The following is a 15,757-nucleotide window of genomic DNA, read 5'->3' on the forward strand; positions in this document are numbered from 1 at the left end:
TTCAGGGGTTCTCGGGCGGTTGTTCGCCCAGGACCTCGCGGAGCCAGGCGCGTTCGGCGCGGCTGGTCGCGCGGGCGGTGAGGAGCAGGCCGCGCCGGTAGGGGTCGGCGACCTCCTCGGCGCGCAGGGGCCGGTCACCGTCGTAGAAGAAGCTCACCGGCTCCTCCAGGAACGCCAGGCGGCGGCGTAGTACCGCGTGCTGTTCGGCTGTGTCAGGGAGGTGCGAGAGGAAGGAGAGCACCGTGTAGAAGCGGGTGAAGTCGGTGATCTCGTGGTCGGCCGGCTTGCGCAGGCGCTCCAGCATGTCGGCGCGGCCGGCCTCGGTCAGGCTGAGCATGTAGCGGCCCGCACCCGCGCGCGGATCGGCCCGCCGTTCCAGCAGGCCCGCCTTCGCGAGGCGGTTGATGGCCGGGTAGAGGGTGCCGTCACTGACCGGCCGGGTGTAGCCGGTCAGGTCCGACACGCGTCGGCGCAGCTCATGACCCGGTAGGGGGCCCTCGGCCAGGAAGCCCAGTATCGCGAGTTCCAGCATGGGGCCATCTTCTCACAGGTGTCATCGAATCGATACTCACATCGAATCGATGTTACGGTCGATGGCGGCTCGCCTCACCGTCGAGGCCCGCACGTCCCGCTCAGCTCGTCTCCGCAGGCGCGCCCCGTCCGGGACGCCGCCGACCTCCCCGAGAGCCCCGAACCATGGACCTTCATTCCTCCTCCGCCGCCATTCCTCCGGTGACCTCGCCCGCTCTGCCACGCGACGAGGGCCAAGCAGCCGGGCTGCCGCGTTCCTCCATGGCGGTCGCGGCGTTCTCGACTGTGGTCGAGTGGTACGACTTCACGCTGTACCTGTTCATGACGACCGTGCTGTCCCGGGTGTTCTTCGGCTCGGGAGCCTCGTCCGTCCTCACCGCACTCGCGGTCTTCGCCATCGCCTACGTGATGCGCCCGTTCGGCGCGCTGGTCTTCGGTCACGTCGGAGACCGGCTGGGGCGGCGCAGGGTCCTGCTGGCCTCGATGTCCGTCATGACGGTGGCCATGCTGGTCACGGCCCTGCTGCCCACGCGCGAGCAGGTCGGTTCCACGGCGGGCGTGCTGCTGTTGCTGCTGCGCTGCGTCATGGGCTTCTCGGTGGGCGGCGAGTACACCGGCGTCATGACCTACCTCGTCGAAGGCGCCCCTCCCCGGCGGCGCGGCCTGGTCGCGTCCCTGGCCTCCGCCGCCAGCGAGGTCGGCGCGCTGCTCGCGGTCGGCGTAGCCGCGCTGACCACCGCGCTGACCAGCGGCCCGGCGCTGGACTCCTGGGGTTGGCGCATCCCGTTCCTCTTCGGTGCCCTGCTCGCGGCGGGCACTTTGATAGCTCGTTCCACCATGCAGGAGTCGCCGGCGTTCGAGCAGTTCCAGCAGGCGCACGGCGCCGAACACGGTCCGCTCAGTCAGACGTTGCGAACCCAACGTCCGGCGCTGTACCGGACGTTCACGATCTCGGCGCTCGGGTCCATCACCTACTACTTGGGGATCACCTACGTCCCCACGTACCTGACGTCCGTGGGTGGGTTCGCGGAAGGTGATGCCCTCTGGCTGGCGACGCTGGCCTCCGCCGCCGTCATCGTCATCACGCCCTTCGCCGGTGTGATGGCCGACCGCCTCAGGCGGCGGCCCACGCTCGTGGTCTTCGGTGTTCTGTCGCTGGTCCTGCCGGTGGCGATGTTCGCGCTCATGACACGCGGACATGCCGTGCTCGCCCTCGTCGGAGCCGTGGTCCTGGCACTCGTGGCGGGTGGGGTCAGCGCGGTGGGCGCCTCGTCCGCCCCGGAGCAGTTCCCGGTCGCCGGCCGACTCAGCGGGCTCGCCGTGGCAACAGTCGCTACGACGATCTTCGGCGGCCTGACCCCGTATGCCTCCCAGGCTCTGATCGACAGCACCGGATGGCGTCTCGTCCCCGGGATCATGGTCGCCGGCGTCGCTCTCGTGGCCCTGCCGGTTCTCTGGCGCCTGCCGGAGACGGCGCCCTCCCTGCTTGTCCCTGCCGAGGATCCTGCCGTTCCGGGAGCCGACACGGCCTGAGTGATCGGTCGGTCTTGGTGTGTTCCGGTCGGCTTCGGCCGTCAGGCTTCGAGAAGTCGGCCTGTCCGCGACGGTCTCCACGACGGGTCAGGTGCCTTGAGCGGCGTCCGCCGACCGCCGGAGGGGGATGAGGGCCACGCCTGCGGCGGCGATACCTGTCGCCGGCACCGCCCACAGCCCGCTCTCCGAGGGCAGTTCGACACCGTGGACGCCGATGGTCATGTGGGCGATGCACTGCAACGGTGCCGCACGCGGAGCAGAGTCCTCCTTCTGGCGGATCTCGCCAGGGATCGGAGGCCACTACTTGCTCCCTCCAGGCGGGAGGGAGCAAGGCCTTTTGCCCCTGGATGTGCGGGGGCTTCGAGGCGTGAACTCGTCGACAAATGAGTTCGCCTAGTGAAATATGATTCACCGCAGTCTGGGGTGGCCGCGTATCCCGTTTGGTAGCCCGCGTGAATCCCGTGTGTGGACCGTCTGCCCGGTGGCCGGTCCTTTGAGGAGTCGTCGATGAGCAGTAGCGAGTTTCCGGAGGCCAGGACGGTGGCGGGCGCGGTCCGCGGTCGTCGCGAGGGCGGCCTGGAGGTGTTCCGGGGTATCCCGTTCGCGCAGCCGCCGGTCGGTGCGGCGCGCTTCGCGGCGCCGCGACCCGTGGACGGCTGGGACGGTGTGCGGGAGGCGTTCGCGTTCGGTCCGCCTCCTCCGCAGGAGCAGGCGGGTCCCGAGCCCGAGGCTCCCGCCGGACTTCCGGCCGGTGACGACTGGCTGACGGTCAACGTGTGGACGCCGGAGTCGGACCCGGCCGCACGACGGCCGGTGATGGTGTGGATCTACGGCGGCGCGTACAAGTTCGGCTCCGCCGACGACCCGGCCTATGACGGCAGTCGCCTCTCGCGTGACGGCGAGTTGGTCGTGGTCACGCTCAACTACCGAGTCGGCATCGAAGGGTTCGCCCTGATCGAGGGCGCGCCCGCGAACCGTGGTCTGCTCGACCAGGTCGCCGCCCTGGAGTGGGTGCGCGAGAACATCACCGACTTCGGTGGCGACCCCGAGCAGGTCACCGTCTTCGGCGAGTCCGCGGGTGCCGGGTCCATCGCCGCCCTGATGGCCATGCCGCGGGCGCGGGGGCTGTTCCGGCGGGCGATCACCCAGAGTGTGCCTGGCACGTTCTTCTCCTCCGCGCTGGCCGGTGACATCGCCGAGGCGCTGGCCGGTGGGCTGGGGCTGCGGCCGACGGTCGCTGATCTGTCCGGTGTGGATCCGCGCAAGCTGCCCGAGGCAGGAGCCGAACTGACCGGCCGGATGCGCGGATACGTCGAGCGCTGGGGTCCGGTCGCTCTGACCCCGACCCCGTTCTCGCCCGTTGTCGACGGCGACGTCCTGCCCACCACCCCGTGGCAGGCCCTCGCGAGCGGTGCCGCGCGGGACGTGGAGCTGATCGCCGGGCACAACCGGGACGAATACCGCCTCTTCCTGATGCTGGGCGGGCTGCTCGGCCAGGTGCACGAGGGGCTGGCCTCGATGGCGCTGGGCCTGTTCGGACCCGGGCCGGAGAGCGAGTCGGCGTACCGTGGCGCGTTTCCGGACGCTTCGGCGGAGTATCTGTTCGAACTGGTGCAGTCGGACTGGTTGTTCCGGATGCCGTCGCTGCACCTGGCGGAGGCGCAGGTGGCCGGCGGCGGCCGGGCGCACGTGTACGAACTCACCTGGGCCGCGCCCGCCAACGGCGGTGCCCTGGGCGCCTGCCACGGACTCGATGTGCCGCTGACGTTCGGCGTCTACGGCGGTCTCGGCGCCATGCTGACCGGTCCCGTCCCCTCGCCGGAGACCGAGGCGCTCTCCGCGCGCTTCCGCTCCGCGTGGACGGCTTTCGCCGCCACAGGTGACCCGGGCTGGCCCGCGTACGATCCCGAGCGCCGCCTCGTCCAACTCCTCGACACCGAACCGACGGTGACCGCGTACCCGGAAGAGGCCGCCCGCCGAATCTGGGAACACCACGCCTTCGCCGCGCTGCCCCTGACGACGGTGTAGCCCCGCCACCTCCGCACCCCCGCTCCATGGCCGGCCGGATGATCACTGGTCGGCCATCCCGGCCGTCGCTCACCGGTGCCACCCTCCCCGTCGCCGAGCGAGAGGTGAGTGGCCGGAGCAGTGTCGGTCCGGGCCCGTACTGAGGCTCACTTGCGCGGACATGCGACCGGCGCACCGCGTGCTACTCCCGGACGACGGCGCTTAGTACCGCAGGACGAACGATGGTGATCGGGTCGGCATCGTGGTGCCGTCGGCGGAAGTCGCGGCACACCTAGCGTTCTTGGCAGGGCCGCCGGGATCCCCGGCGCACCCGGTCGAGATCGTGGAGGGAAACCCGCCGATGATAGAGATCCATCACGTCGTCAAGCGCTACGGCGACAAGACGGCTGTCGACGATCTGGACTTCACCGTCGAGCCTGGTGTGGTGACGGGATTTCTCGGTCCCAACGGGGCGGGGAAGTCGACGACCATGCGGATGATCATCGGTCTCGACGCGCCCACCAGCGGCCATGTGACGGTCAACGGCGAGCACTACGCCCAGCACACCGCACCCCTGCAGGAGGTCGGCGCGCTCTTGGAGGCCAGGTCCGTACATCCCGGCCGCTCCGCCTACAGCCACCTGCTCTCCCTCGCGTACACCCATGGCATTCCGCGCCGCCGGGTGGACGAGGTGATCGAACTCGCCGGCCTCGGCAAGGTCGCGAAGAAGCGTGCCGGTTCCTTCTCGCTGGGCATGGGGCAACGTCTGGGAATCGCGGCGGCCCTGTTGGGAGACCCGCAGACGGTGATGCTGGACGAGCCGGTCAACGGCCTCGACCCGGAGGGCGTGCTGTGGATCCGCACCCTTCTCAAGGGCCTGGCCGCCGAAGGGCGCACCGTCTTCGTCTCCTCGCACTTGATGAGCGAGATGGCGCTGACGGCGACCAACCTGGTCATCGTCGGCCGGGGCAGGCTGCTGGCCGACACGACGGTGGCGTCCTTCGTCGAGCAGGCGGGCGGCGAGAGCGTGAAGGTCGTCAGCTCCGACCCGGAGCGGCTGCGCGCGTTGCTGGCCGGTCCCGACGTCACCGTCACAGGCGAGGTCGGCACGGAGACCCTGCAGGTGTCGGGGCTGAGCGCGCGCGAGATCGGCCGCAGGGCCGCCGGGGCGGGCATTGCTCTCTACGACCTCACCCAGCAGGCGGTCTCCCTGGAGGAAGCGTTCATGGCCCTGACCCATGACGCCGTCGAATACCGCAGCAGCACCGACACGGAGACGAACGGGAGTGTCGCAGCATGACCAGCGTCCAGACGACATCCACCCCTGCGGCGAGCATGGCCGCGCACCTCCGCTACAAGGTGACCTTCCCCAGAGTGCTGCGCTCGGAATGGTCGAAGTTCCTCTCCCTGCGGTCGAGTTGGATCACGCTCGCGGTCGCCGTGCTGGCCACGGTGGTCATCGGCATGGTGGCGGCCTACCGCTACGACCCGGTCCACGCCGACCAGCACGACGCGGTCGCGCTGTCACTGGACGGCATCACCCTGGCCCAGCTCGTGGTGGGTGTCCTGGGTGTGCTGGCCACGGCCGGGGAGTACACCACCGGCATGATCCGCTCCACCTTCGCCGCGGTGCCCCGACGCCTGCCGGTTCTCTGGTCCAAGTGCCTGATCTACTTCGGCGTGGTGTTCGTGGTCGGGGCGGCGGGTGCGGTCGCCTCCTTCCTGGCGGGCGCGGGCTTTCTGTCCGGCAAGCCGATCGCGCTGACCCTGTCGGACACCGGCGTGCTGCGCTGCCTGTTCGGTGCCGCCCTCTACCTGGCGCTGGTGGCCGTGCTGGGCGCGGGACTGGGCATGCTGGTCCGCTCCGCGGCAGGCGGCATCTGTCTGCTGGTCGGTGCGCTGATGCTGATGCCGGTCCTGCTGGATCTGCTGCCCAGCAACTGGAAGACGGACGTGACCCCGTACCTGCCGGCCAACGCCGGACAATCGATCTTCACCCTGCACACGGACAGTACGATGCTGAGCCCCGGTACAGGCCTCTGGGTCCTGCTCGGCTGGGTGACGGCGGTGCTGGTGGGCGCGGCGTACCGTGTCAAGCACTCCGACAGCTGACAGGCGTACAGGACGGCACCCCTTTTTCCCCCGACCCTGCCCGAGGCCGCACCATGAACTCCGTAGCCGAACCCGTGTGGGACCAGCCGCTGGCCAGTGGCTGGATCCGCTTGCGCGCCGCGGACCGGGCCCGTCCGCAGGTGCTGGACTCGCTGCTCGCGGCAGGCGTCCTGGCCGCCGCGATCGCCGACCTCTTCGATCAGGAGGAGCGCGGCCTGTTCGGGGTACAGGGGGTGTCGGCCTGGGTGGTCGTGATGAACGCGGCGGCGCTGGCGCTGCCTTTGGTGTGGCGTCGGCGCGCCCCGCTGGCGGTCTTCGGTGTGGTGCTCGGAATCTGCGCGGTGCAGTGGGCGGCGGGACTGGCGCTGCGCAGCGACCTCAGCCTGATGATCGCCCTGTACGGAGCCGGTCGCTACGCCTCGCCGCGTGCGCTGCGGAACATCGCGATCGCCACGGCGCCGGTGTGCGCACTGCTGGCCTTCCGCGTCCAGCCGCTGGCCTCTCAGCCGTGGGTGTCCCTGTTCTTCGTGCTGTGCGCTGCCACTGCGGCGGCGGCCCTCGGCCTGGCGGGCCGGATGCGGCGGGCCCAACTGGCCGCGCTGGCCGAGCGGGCGGCGACCCTCGAAGTCGAGCGCGAGCAACGCGAGTTGCTGGCCGCGGCCAATGAACGCGCGCGGGTCTCACGCGAGTTGCACGACATCGTGGGACACACCCTGGCGGTGATCGTCGGTCTGGCCGACGGAGGCGCGGCCGAAGCCCAGCTGGAGCCGGAGCGGGGTCCGGAAGTCCTGCGGACGATCGCCGAGGCCGGGCGCACGTCTCTGGGCGAACTCCGCCGTGCCCTCGGTGCGTTGCGTGTCGGACTGCCCGACGACGTTGCGGGCGCCGACCTGCACCCCCAGCCGGGTACCGCCCAACTCGCCGCCCTGTGCGAGCGGATCCGGACGGCCGGGCCGACCGTCACGTACACCGCCTCGGGCGACCTCTCCGCGCTCAGCGCGAGCCTTCAGCTCGCCGTGTACCGGATCGTCCAGGAGGCCCTGACCAACAGCCTCAAGCACGCCGGACCACGCACCCGCGTGCGTGTCACTGTGACGGCGGACGCCCGTGCCGGTGAGGTCGTGGTGCATGTCGACGACACCGGCCCACCGGTGGAGGAGGCGACACCGGACCGTGCGGGCGGGAGCCGCACCCCGGGGCAGGGCCTGATCGGCATGAGGGAGCGCGCCGCACTCGTGGGAGGCCACGCCGTCTCCCGACGCCGGGCCGGCGGCTGGACCGTACGGGCCGTGCTGCCCATGAACCACGACGGGCGGACGAAGGCCGATCCGCAGGCGGGGCATGCCCGCTCGGCCCCCAAGGACCGGACCGGAGTTCAGGAGTGCCCGTGACCACGGTACTGATCGTCGACGACCAGCCGCTGCAGCGCATCGGCTTCCGGATGCTGCTGAACAGCAGCGCGGAGACGACCGTGGTGGGCGAGGCGGAACACGGCGCGGAGGCGGTGCGCCGGACGGCCGAGCTGCACCCGGACGTGGTGCTGATGGACATCCGCATGCCCGGCATGGACGGCATCGAGGCCACACGTCAGATCCTCGCCTCCGGCGGCCGCTCCCGGGTCCTTGTGCTCACCACCTTCGACCTGGACGAGTACGCGTACGGCGCGCTGCGCGCGGGCGCGAGCGGTTTCCTGCTCAAGGACGCCCGCCCGGACGAACTCCTCGCGGGAATCCGGGCCGTCGCGGGTGGTGACGCGGTGGTCGCGCCCGCGATGACCCGCCGCCTGCTGGAGGTCTTCACCACGCACCTCCCCCTGCGCGGCCCCGGCGAAGATCCGCGCCTGGCAGGGCTGACCCAGCGCGAGCGCGAGGTGCTGACCGATATCGCGGCCGGTCTGACGAACAGTGAGATCGCCGAGGACCTCTGCCTGTCCGAGTCGACCATCAAGACGCACATCGGCCGGATCCTGGCCAAGATCGGAGCCCGCGACCGGGTGCAGGCCGTTATTTTCGCCTACGACACCGGTTTGGTGAGGCCGTCCTGAAGCAGGCCGGTGGCAGGCGGGGCAACGCATCGGTGGCCCGCCTGGCATCCGGCCGTTCAGCGTGCGACGCGGACATCGGTCTGATTCGCGCCGCACGTCACGGCGTCCGTGAGGTGGGGAAGGTGTGGCGCCCGCTCGGCGACGACGGTCAGGATCCGCCTTGGAGACGCCTCGGCGGCGACGGTCCGGGCCGGACCGGAATGCCGACCCGCTCCGAGACCGTGCCCGGTACGATGCCGGCGTCGGGCCCCGCCGCCATCGGACCGCGATGGTTCAGTCGATGTCGGGGAGCGGACTCAGGCCGACCTTCTCGGCAATGGCGTTCGCCGGAGGGAGAGCGGCTTCGGGCCGGCGCCGTGGGATGAAGGAGGCGACGGCGAGAGCGACGGTGGCGGCACCGACGCCGATCGCCAGGACGGCACGCAGGCCGTTCTCGGACGGTACTTCCACGCCGTGGAAGTCGATCGTCATATGGGCGAGCAGTACACCGGCCACGGCACTGGACGTGGTGGTGCCGATGGACCGCATCAGGGTGTTGAGGCTGTTGGCCGCGGCGGTTTCGGAGGCGGGCACGGAGTCCATGACGAGCGTCGGCAGTGCGGCGTAGCCGAAGCCGACTCCCATGGCGACGACGCAGGAGGCCAGGATCAGCGTCCAGGTGGCGGACATCAGCACCATGATGAGGAGGTAGCCCACTCCCACGACCACGGCGCCGATCATCAGGGTCGTCTTCGGCCCCCGGGTCCTGGTGACGCGGGCGGAGAACGGGGCCACAGCCATCATGACCAGCCCCTGGGGGGCCATGGCCAGGCCCGCAGTGGCCAGTGACTCGCCCAGCCCGTAGCCCGTGATCTTCGGCAGCTGGAGAACCTGGGGCAGCACCAGGTTGAGCGCGAACAGCGAGAACCCGAACGCGATCCCGGCGAGGTGGGCGAACAGGACCTGGGGATGCGAGCTGGTCCGCAGGTCCACCATGGGCTGCGGGGTGCGCAGTTCGAACCAGCCCCACGACGGCAGGACGATCAGGGCCACGGCGAAGACGCCGAGTGTGGTGGCGCTGCCCCAGCCCCAGTCGGCTCCCTTGGAGACCCCGAGCAGCAGGCAGACCAGGCCGATGCCCATGCCCAGGGCGCCCGGGACGTCGACGCGTCCGCCGGGGCGCGCTTTCGACTCGGGCACGAGCAGCAGAACCAGCAGGAGAGCGACCGCGCCGAGAGCGGCCGACGTCCAGAACAGCACGTGCCAGTCGAACGTGTCGGCGATCATCGCGGATGCGGGCAGGCCCAGGGCGCCGCCGACACCGAGGGAACCGAGCATCACGGCGGTGGACACGGGCAGTTTCTCGGCCGGCACCTCGTCACGCAGGATGCTGACGCCGAGCGGGATGACCCCGTTCGCCAGGCCCTGCATGGCACGGCCGACGATCATCGTGGTCAGCGACTCGCTGAACGCGCAGACCAGGGAGCCCGCCACCAGCACGGCGACGCCGATGAGCAGCATGCGGCGCTTGCCGTACATGTCGCCGAGGCGGCCCATCACCGGGGTGGCGACGGCGCCGCACAACAGGGTGGCGGTGAGCGCCCAGGCGGCATCGGCGGCGGAGGCGTGCAGGTACTCGGGAAGGTGGGGGATGATCGGGATGATGAGCGTCTGCACCAGTGCCACTGCGATTCCGGTGAAGGCGAGAACCGCCACCAGGACGTTCACGTTCCGTCCGCCGGAGGCTTCGGCCTCGGATGTCAGGGGCGAGGGAAAGGACATGGGTCAGGCCTCCGGAGTGTGGGGGAGGAGCGCGGAAGAGCCGATGTCGCTTGTACGTCGTGCATGACCGGAACCGGTGGCCACGCAGAGGGGGCGGGGGTGCTGCGGTGACTCATCGCGTCGGTACGGTCGCGGTGCATTCCGCGGTGGGCGGTGCGCAGGTCTCGTTCGCCACCGCTTCGTGCCATGAGGTGCCTGCGGCCAGTGCCTGCCGCCAGCTTCGGAGCACCTTCGGCGTGACGCCCACGCCAAGGACCCCGGTCAGGCGGTCGCCCTTCCGGTACGCCACCACGAAGTGACGCTCGGTCAAGTCGCCCTGCACGAGGGCGACTTCGTCATGGCCGCGCAGATGTCCGTATGCCTGGATCCGCATGTCGTACTGGTCCGACCAGAAGTACGGCACCGGCGCGAACGGCTTGCGCGCCTCCGGCGCGGCGAGCAGGTTGCGGGCGGCGGCCATACCCTGTTCGGCGGCGTTCGTGCGGTGCTCGATCCGCATCGGGGTGGCGAACAACGGGTTGTACCAGCGGGCCACGTCCCCGACCGCGTAGATCCCGGGGGCCGCCTCGCAGTACGCGTCGCACGCCACACCGTCCTCCAGGGCGAGCCCGCTGCCGGCCAGCCACTCGGTGTTGGGCCGAGACCCGACGGCGATCAGAACCGCGTCGCCCTCGACCACCTCGCCGTCGGCCAGCAGCACTTCGTTGCCGGTCGCCTCCGACACCGTCACTCCGGTACGCAACTCCACGCCCCGTTCCAGATGGGCCTGGGAGAGGACTCGACCGACCTCGGTGCCCACCACGTGCGCGAGGGGCACCGGCGCGGGTTCCAGCAGCGTGACGTCGGCGCCGAGACCCACCGCGGTGGCCGCTGCCTCCGCGCCGAGGAACCCGGCGCCGACCACGACGAGCCGGCGCCCGGGACCCAGCCGGTCTCTCAGCGCCAGCGCGTCGTCGAGCGACCGCAGTACCTGCGTGTCCTTGCCGGGCAGTCTGCGGGGACGTACTCCGGTGGCGATGACGAGGCCGTCGTAGGACATCGTCGAGCCGTCCGACAGCCGCACAGACCGGGTGGCCGGATCCAGTCCGGTCGCGGCGACACCCAGACGCAGATCGAGATCGAGAGCGTCCAGGTCGGCTCCGGTGCGCAGGGCCAGCTGTCCGGTGTCCCACTGCCCGGTGAGGAACTGCTTGGACAGGGGCGGACGGTCGTAGGGCAGGTGGGGTTCGTCGCCGACGAGGGTGAGCGTCCCGTCGTAGCCCTCCCGGCGCAGCGTCTCGGTCGCCGCGAGGCCCGCGGCCGAGGCGCCGACGACCACGATCCGCCTCACCGCTCCACCAGGCGGATCGCCGCCGCGGGACAGAGCGACGCGGCTTCTTTCACTCCGTCGAGGAGATCCGGGCCGGGCCGGTCGTCGAGCAGGACGGCGACCCCGTCCTCGTCCCGCTGGTCGAACACCTCCGGAGCGGCCACGACACACTGACCGGCGGCGACGCACTTGGGTTCGTCGAGTTCCACTTCCACATGCATGGTTTTCGTCCTCGTTCTCGGCGGAGTCGGGCGAGTGTTGATTGCTAGGTTACAGAGACCTAGGTTACGGTAACCGCTATGTGGATCGACATCCTCCTTTTGGCCGAGCTGGCCCGCGGGCCGCGTCACGGATACGAGTTGCGCAGGGAGGTGGAGGCGGCGACGGGGCACTCCTTGTCGAACAACTCCCTCTACCCACGGCTGCGTCAGTTCGTCGACGGCGGGGCGGTGCTGCGCAGTGCGGAGAAACAGGAGGCGAAACCGCCGCGGCACGTCTACTCGATCACCGACGTCGGGCGGGAAGTCCTGCACGACATGCTGGCCGAGCTCCCCGAGGGGGGTACGGACCAGTCGCGCGAGTTCCACGCTCGGCTGGTGAACTTCGCCTGGCTGAGTCCCGAGGAACAACTCCGCGTACTGGAGGCCCGCGACTGGGTGCTGGTCCGCAACCGCGACCGTGTCGCCGCGCTGGCATCCGTGCGGGTGGAGCGCTGGAGCCGCCTGGCGCTCGACCACGGGATCGCCCGGATCGACGCGGAGCGCGGTTGGCTGGCCGGGATGAGGGCGGAGATCCAGAGCGGTGAGAACCCGTCCGAACCGACCCAGGAGCCTTGATGAGCACGGTGACCGACGCGAACGAAACGGCTGGTCTTCCCGTCTTTCCCGGTGAGCGTTCCGCCCGCTGTCCTTTCGACCCCCCGGCCGACTACGCGAAGTGGCGCGAGGCGGAGGGGTTGCGAAGGGCGGTGTGGAACGGCCACACGGTCTGGGTGGTGAACCGGATCGAGGACATCAAGGCCGCCATGACCGATCCCCGTATCAGCGCGGATGTCGTCGGCCGGCTCCAGGGGGAGGAGCGCGGTGCGGGCGCGCCGTCGATCTTCCCGCGGATGGACGACCCGGAACACGCCCGGCTGCGCCGCATGCTGACCAAGGACTTCACCGTCAAGAAGGTCCAGGCCATGCGTCCGCACATCCAGGAGATGGTGGACGACTTCCTCGACCGGATGGTCGGCAAGGGCCAACCGGCGGACATCATGCGCGACTTCGCGCTTCCCGTGCCATCCCTCGTGATCTCCCTGCTGCTCGGAGTGCCGTACGCGGACCACGAGCTCTTCCAGGAGCACACGGCGGTCATGATGAGCCTGCACCGCCCGCAGGAGGAGCGGACCGCCGCGAGCAGGGCCCTGTTCGGCTACCTGCGGGAACTGGTGGCGCGCAAGGAGACGGAGCCGGGAGACGACCTGATCAGCCGCCTGCTGCGTGAGCACGTCGCCGCCGGCGACATCGACCGCGACACCGTGGCGATGAACGGCCACATCCTGCTCAACGCCGGCCATGAGACCACGGCCAACATGATCGCCCTGGGCACGTTGTTCCTGCTCCGTCATCCCGACGACCTCGCGCGGATCCGGGACACCGACGACCCGAAGGTGGTCGCCGGCGCGGTGGAGGAGCTGCTGCGCCACCTGACGATCGTGCACAGCCTGGTCGCCCGCATCGCCGTCGAGGACGTCACCATCGGCGGACAGCTGATCAAGGCCGGCGAGGGCATGGTGATGAACCTGCCCGCAGGCAACAGGGACCCCGAATTCCTCCCCGAACCCGACGAGTTCGACATCGGCCGCGATGTCCGCGGACACGTCGCCTTCGGCCACGGCACCCACCAGTGCATCGGCCAGATCCTGGCCCGCGCGGAACTGGAGATCGCGCTGCCCACCCTGCTGCGCAGGCTCCCGGACCTGCAACTGGCGGTTCCCTTCGAGGAGTTGAGGTTCCGCGGCGACATGAGCATCTACGGTGTGCACGAACTGCCCGTCACCTGGTGAACCGCGACCGTACCGAGAGGCACCCATGACCGTCACAGAACCCCGGGCCTATCCGTTCGCCACCGAGAAGCTCGACTTCGACCCGCTGTACGCCGCGTTGCGACGCGAACAGCCTTTGTGCCGCGTCCAGTTGCCGTACGGCGAACCGGCCTGGCTGGCCACCCGCTACGAGGACGTCAAGGTCGTCCTCGGCGACCCGCGCTTCAGCCGGGCCGCCGCTGTCGGCCGGGACCAGCCCCGCTCCCGCCCCTATCCGGCGGGCGCCGGAGCGATGATCAGCCTCGACCCGCCCGAGCACAGCCGACTGCGCCGACTGGTGGCGAAGGCGTTCACCATGCGGCGCATCGACCAACTCCGGCCGCGCGTACAGCAGATCGCCGACGGACTCGTCGACACGATGCTGACCGAGGGGCCGCCCACGGATCTCGTGCGCGACTTCGGACTGCCGTTGCCGATCGCCGTGATGTGCGAACTGCTCGGCGTGCCCTTCGAGGACCGCGGCGACTTCCGTCGATGGGCGGACGCCTACCTGTCCACCAGCAAGTTCACCCGGGAGCAGGTGGCCGACTCCCGCGCACAGCTGCGGGAGTACGTCGCCGCCCTCACCGCCGAGCGGCGCCAGGAACCGCAGGACGACCTGCTGTCCGCCCTCGTCGCCGCCCGCGACGCCGAGGACCGCCTCTCCGAGGAGGAACTGCTGACGATGGCGGAGACGATCCTCGTGGCCGGCCACGAGACCACCGCCACACAGATCCCCAACTTCGTCTACCTGCTGCTCACCAACCCCGACCAGCTCGCGGCCCTGCGCGCCGACCTCGACCTGGTGCCCAGGGCGGTCGAGGAACTGCTGCGCTACATCCCCGCCGGAGCGGGCAGCTCGCAGCCGCGCTACGCCCTGGAGGACGTCGAGTTGGGCGGCGTGACCGTGCGCGCGGGCGAGCCCGTGGTGGTCGACAGGTCCTCGGCCAACCGGGACGAGACCGTCTACACCGATCCTGAAGAACTCGATCTGACCCGCAAGGAGGCCCCCCACATCGGGTTCGGCCACGGAGCCCACCACTGCCTCGGCGCTCCCCTTGCCCGGATGGAACTCCAGGTCACCCTCCACACCCTGCTGACCCGGCTGCCGAGTCTGCGGTTCGCGGACTCCGCGGACGACGTCGTGTGGAAGTCGGGCGTGTCCACGCGCGGTCCGGAGCGGATGCCGGTCACCTGGGACCACGCATGACCGACCTCGGATTCGACGGCAGGGTCGCGGTCGTCACCGGCGCGGGCGGGGGACTGGGCAGGGAGTACGCCCTGCTGCTGGCGTCGCGCGGAGCACGTGTCGTGGTCAACGACACCGGCGGGTCGACGGCGGGCGAAGGGACGGACCAAGGCCCTGCCGAGAACGTGGCCCGGCAGATACGTGACCTGGGAGGCGAGGCGGTGGCGGACACGCACAGCGTGGCGACACCCGAGGGAGGTCATGCCGTCGTCCACTCCGCCCTGGACGCCTACGGCACCGTGGACATCGTCGTCAACAACGCGGGCATCCTGCGGGACGCACCGTTCCACGACATGACGGCCGAACTGCTCGATCCCGTCCTCGATGTCCACCTCAAGGGCGCGTTCTACGTCACCCGCCCGGCCTGGAACGTCATGCGGGAGCGGGGCTACGGCCGCGTGGTCAACACCACCTCGGCTGCCGGACTCCTGGGCACCGCGAACAAGAGCAACTACGGCGCCGCCAAGACGGGCCTGATCGGCCTCACCCGCGTCCTGGCCGCCGAGGGCTCCGCATACGGCATCAAGGTCAACGCCGTGGCCCCGATCGCGCTCACCCGCATGCTCACCCAGTCCATGACACGAACCGGAGCGCGGGGGAAAGCCCCCGAAGGAGAGCCCGAACGTGTCGAGCAGGCGATGACCGTGGAACGCATGAAGTCCTTCGTCGACAAGCTCGATCCGGCGCTCGTCGCGCCGGCCGTCGCCTACCTGGCACACGAGGACTGCCCCGTCTCCGGAGAGATGTACACGGTGGGTGCCGGTCATGTCGCGCGGTTCTTCGTCGGCAGAACGGACGGCTACTTCAACCCGGCCCTGTCGATGGAGGACGTACGGGACCACTTCGACGAGATCCGCGACGAGACGCGATACACCGTCCCGAGGGATCCGGGCGAGGAGACCGGCCGGTTGTTCCGGACGGTGAGTAGCCGGACCGGCCCCAGATCCCCGCAGTAGTCGCAGAGTTGGCGGCGGAGATCCGGCAAGACGGCAGGAGTGCGCCCTGTGTACGACCGCCCCCGCTTCGTCTCCGCGTCCGCGCAACTTCACATCGATTCGATGCTTATAGCGATTCGATGTAACGTGAGGGAGGAAAGTGTCTGCGACCCGTCAGCTCGCGGACAGATCTCAAACGGAAGTGGTT

The 15,757-nt window shown here is 70.1% G+C and carries 15 protein-coding genes; 10 read left to right on the top strand and 5 right to left on the bottom strand.

The window, feature by feature from the left end; genetic code table 11:
- Nucleotide 1 precedes the first annotated feature (1 nt).
- A complete protein-coding gene (locus AB0I69_RS03895; RefSeq protein WP_363093907.1) occupies nucleotides 2–532 on the bottom strand; it encodes a PadR family transcriptional regulator in 531 nt (176 codons plus the stop codon).
- A gap of 164 nt (nucleotides 533–696) precedes the next feature.
- Between AB0I69_RS03895 and AB0I69_RS03900 the strand changes: the two genes are divergently transcribed.
- Nucleotides 697–2,064 carry an MFS transporter gene (locus AB0I69_RS03900; protein ID WP_363093908.1) on the top strand — a complete coding sequence of 456 codons (1,368 nt, stop codon included), beginning with the start codon at nucleotides 697–699 and terminating at the stop codon, nucleotides 2,062–2,064.
- 87 nt (nucleotides 2,065–2,151) lie between these two features.
- Here the strand turns inward: AB0I69_RS03900 and AB0I69_RS03905 are convergent, their stop codons facing one another.
- Nucleotides 2,152–2,286 (bottom strand): hypothetical protein, encoded by a 135-nt coding sequence (locus AB0I69_RS03905; protein ID WP_363093909.1) that lies wholly within the window; start codon nucleotides 2,284–2,286, stop codon nucleotides 2,152–2,154.
- 285 nt (nucleotides 2,287–2,571) lie between these two features.
- On the opposite strand from AB0I69_RS03905, the gene AB0I69_RS03910 reads away from it, so the two are divergent.
- The 5 genes from AB0I69_RS03910 (at nucleotide 2,572) to AB0I69_RS03930 (ending at nucleotide 8,227) form a co-directional block, all read left to right on the top strand.
- Nucleotides 2,572–4,092 (top strand): carboxylesterase family protein, encoded by a 1,521-nt coding sequence (locus AB0I69_RS03910; RefSeq protein WP_363093910.1) that lies wholly within the window; start codon nucleotides 2,572–2,574, stop codon nucleotides 4,090–4,092.
- A gap of 340 nt (nucleotides 4,093–4,432) precedes the next feature.
- Nucleotides 4,433–5,371 carry an ATP-binding cassette domain-containing protein gene (locus AB0I69_RS03915; RefSeq protein WP_363093911.1) on the top strand — a complete coding sequence of 313 codons (939 nt, stop codon included), beginning with the start codon at nucleotides 4,433–4,435 and terminating at the stop codon, nucleotides 5,369–5,371.
- Nucleotides 5,368–6,183 carry an ABC transporter permease gene (locus AB0I69_RS03920; protein WP_363093912.1) on the top strand — a complete coding sequence of 272 codons (816 nt, stop codon included), beginning with the start codon at nucleotides 5,368–5,370 and terminating at the stop codon, nucleotides 6,181–6,183. The genes AB0I69_RS03915 and AB0I69_RS03920 overlap by 4 nt, the downstream gene beginning before the upstream one ends.
- A gap of 53 nt (nucleotides 6,184–6,236) precedes the next feature.
- Nucleotides 6,237–7,574 (top strand): histidine kinase, encoded by a 1,338-nt coding sequence (locus tag AB0I69_RS03925; protein WP_363093913.1) that lies wholly within the window; start codon nucleotides 6,237–6,239, stop codon nucleotides 7,572–7,574.
- Nucleotides 7,571–8,227: a response regulator transcription factor gene (locus AB0I69_RS03930; RefSeq protein WP_363093914.1), complete on the top strand. Its 657-nt coding sequence runs from the start codon at nucleotides 7,571–7,573 to the stop codon at nucleotides 8,225–8,227. The genes AB0I69_RS03925 and AB0I69_RS03930 overlap by 4 nt, the downstream gene beginning before the upstream one ends.
- A 273-nt stretch (nucleotides 8,228–8,500) precedes the next feature.
- Here AB0I69_RS03930 and AB0I69_RS03935 read toward each other — a convergent pair whose 3' ends face one another.
- The 3 genes from AB0I69_RS03935 to AB0I69_RS03945 all read right to left on the bottom strand — a co-directional run bounded on the left by AB0I69_RS03935 (nucleotide 8,501) and on the right by AB0I69_RS03945 (nucleotide 11,512).
- On the bottom strand, nucleotides 8,501–9,988 hold the full coding sequence (locus tag AB0I69_RS03935; RefSeq protein WP_363093915.1) for an MFS transporter: 1,488 nt from the start codon (nucleotides 9,986–9,988) through the stop codon (nucleotides 8,501–8,503).
- A 112-nt stretch (nucleotides 9,989–10,100) separates the two neighbouring features.
- Nucleotides 10,101–11,318 carry an FAD-dependent oxidoreductase gene (locus tag AB0I69_RS03940; protein WP_363093916.1) on the bottom strand — a complete coding sequence of 406 codons (1,218 nt, stop codon included), beginning with the start codon at nucleotides 11,316–11,318 and terminating at the stop codon, nucleotides 10,101–10,103.
- Nucleotides 11,315–11,512 carry a ferredoxin gene (locus AB0I69_RS03945; RefSeq protein WP_363094164.1) on the bottom strand — a complete coding sequence of 66 codons (198 nt, stop codon included), beginning with the start codon at nucleotides 11,510–11,512 and terminating at the stop codon, nucleotides 11,315–11,317. Before AB0I69_RS03945 ends, AB0I69_RS03940 begins: the two co-directional genes overlap by 4 nt.
- 84 nt (nucleotides 11,513–11,596) lie before the next feature.
- On the opposite strand from AB0I69_RS03945, the gene AB0I69_RS03950 reads away from it, so the two are divergent.
- From AB0I69_RS03950 to AB0I69_RS03965, 4 genes are read left to right on the top strand one after another with little or no spacing between them, the layout of a single operon-like run.
- Nucleotides 11,597–12,133 (top strand): PadR family transcriptional regulator, encoded by a 537-nt coding sequence (locus tag AB0I69_RS03950; protein ID WP_363093917.1) that lies wholly within the window; start codon nucleotides 11,597–11,599, stop codon nucleotides 12,131–12,133.
- Complete coding sequence (locus AB0I69_RS03955) at nucleotides 12,133–13,347, top strand: cytochrome P450 (protein ID WP_363093918.1); 1,215 nt, start codon at nucleotides 12,133–12,135, stop codon at nucleotides 13,345–13,347. Before AB0I69_RS03950 ends, AB0I69_RS03955 begins: the two co-directional genes overlap by 1 nt.
- Nucleotides 13,348–13,372: 25 nt before the next feature.
- Nucleotides 13,373–14,575 (top strand): cytochrome P450, encoded by a 1,203-nt coding sequence (locus tag AB0I69_RS03960; RefSeq protein ID WP_363093919.1) that lies wholly within the window; start codon nucleotides 13,373–13,375, stop codon nucleotides 14,573–14,575.
- Entirely contained in the window at nucleotides 14,572–15,570 is a 999-nt protein-coding gene (locus tag AB0I69_RS03965) for an SDR family NAD(P)-dependent oxidoreductase (RefSeq protein ID WP_363093921.1), read from the top strand. Before AB0I69_RS03960 ends, AB0I69_RS03965 begins: the two co-directional genes overlap by 4 nt.
- Nucleotides 15,571–15,757: the final 187 nt, after the last annotated feature.

This window comes from Streptomyces sp. NPDC050508 (assembly GCF_040655155.1).
Classification (GTDB): Bacteria; Actinomycetota; Actinomycetes; order Streptomycetales; family Streptomycetaceae; genus Streptomyces.

What these genes read in the sequence shown, in the direction of transcription:
- AB0I69_RS03895 (WP_363093907.1), bottom strand. Translation starts at nt 532, where the DNA reads ATGCTGGAACTCGCGATACTGGGCTTCCTGGCCGAGGGCCCCCTACCG.
- AB0I69_RS03900 (WP_363093908.1), top strand. Translation starts at nt 697, where the DNA reads ATGGACCTTCATTCCTCCTCCGCCGCCATTCCTCCGGTGACCTCGCCC.
- AB0I69_RS03905 (WP_363093909.1), bottom strand. Translation starts at nt 2,286, where the DNA reads ATGACCATCGGCGTCCACGGTGTCGAACTGCCCTCGGAGAGCGGGCTG.
- AB0I69_RS03910 (WP_363093910.1), top strand. Translation starts at nt 2,572, where the DNA reads ATGAGCAGTAGCGAGTTTCCGGAGGCCAGGACGGTGGCGGGCGCGGTC.
- AB0I69_RS03915 (WP_363093911.1), top strand. Translation starts at nt 4,433, where the DNA reads ATGATAGAGATCCATCACGTCGTCAAGCGCTACGGCGACAAGACGGCT.
- AB0I69_RS03920 (WP_363093912.1), top strand. Translation starts at nt 5,368, where the DNA reads ATGACCAGCGTCCAGACGACATCCACCCCTGCGGCGAGCATGGCCGCG.
- AB0I69_RS03925 (WP_363093913.1), top strand. Translation starts at nt 6,237, where the DNA reads ATGAACTCCGTAGCCGAACCCGTGTGGGACCAGCCGCTGGCCAGTGGC.
- AB0I69_RS03935 (WP_363093915.1), bottom strand. Translation starts at nt 9,988, where the DNA reads ATGTCCTTTCCCTCGCCCCTGACATCCGAGGCCGAAGCCTCCGGCGGA.
- AB0I69_RS03950 (WP_363093917.1), top strand. Translation starts at nt 11,597, where the DNA reads ATGTGGATCGACATCCTCCTTTTGGCCGAGCTGGCCCGCGGGCCGCGT.
- AB0I69_RS03955 (WP_363093918.1), top strand. Translation starts at nt 12,133, where the DNA reads ATGAGCACGGTGACCGACGCGAACGAAACGGCTGGTCTTCCCGTCTTT.
- AB0I69_RS03960 (WP_363093919.1), top strand. Translation starts at nt 13,373, where the DNA reads ATGACCGTCACAGAACCCCGGGCCTATCCGTTCGCCACCGAGAAGCTC.
- AB0I69_RS03965 (WP_363093921.1), top strand. Translation starts at nt 14,572, where the DNA reads ATGACCGACCTCGGATTCGACGGCAGGGTCGCGGTCGTCACCGGCGCG.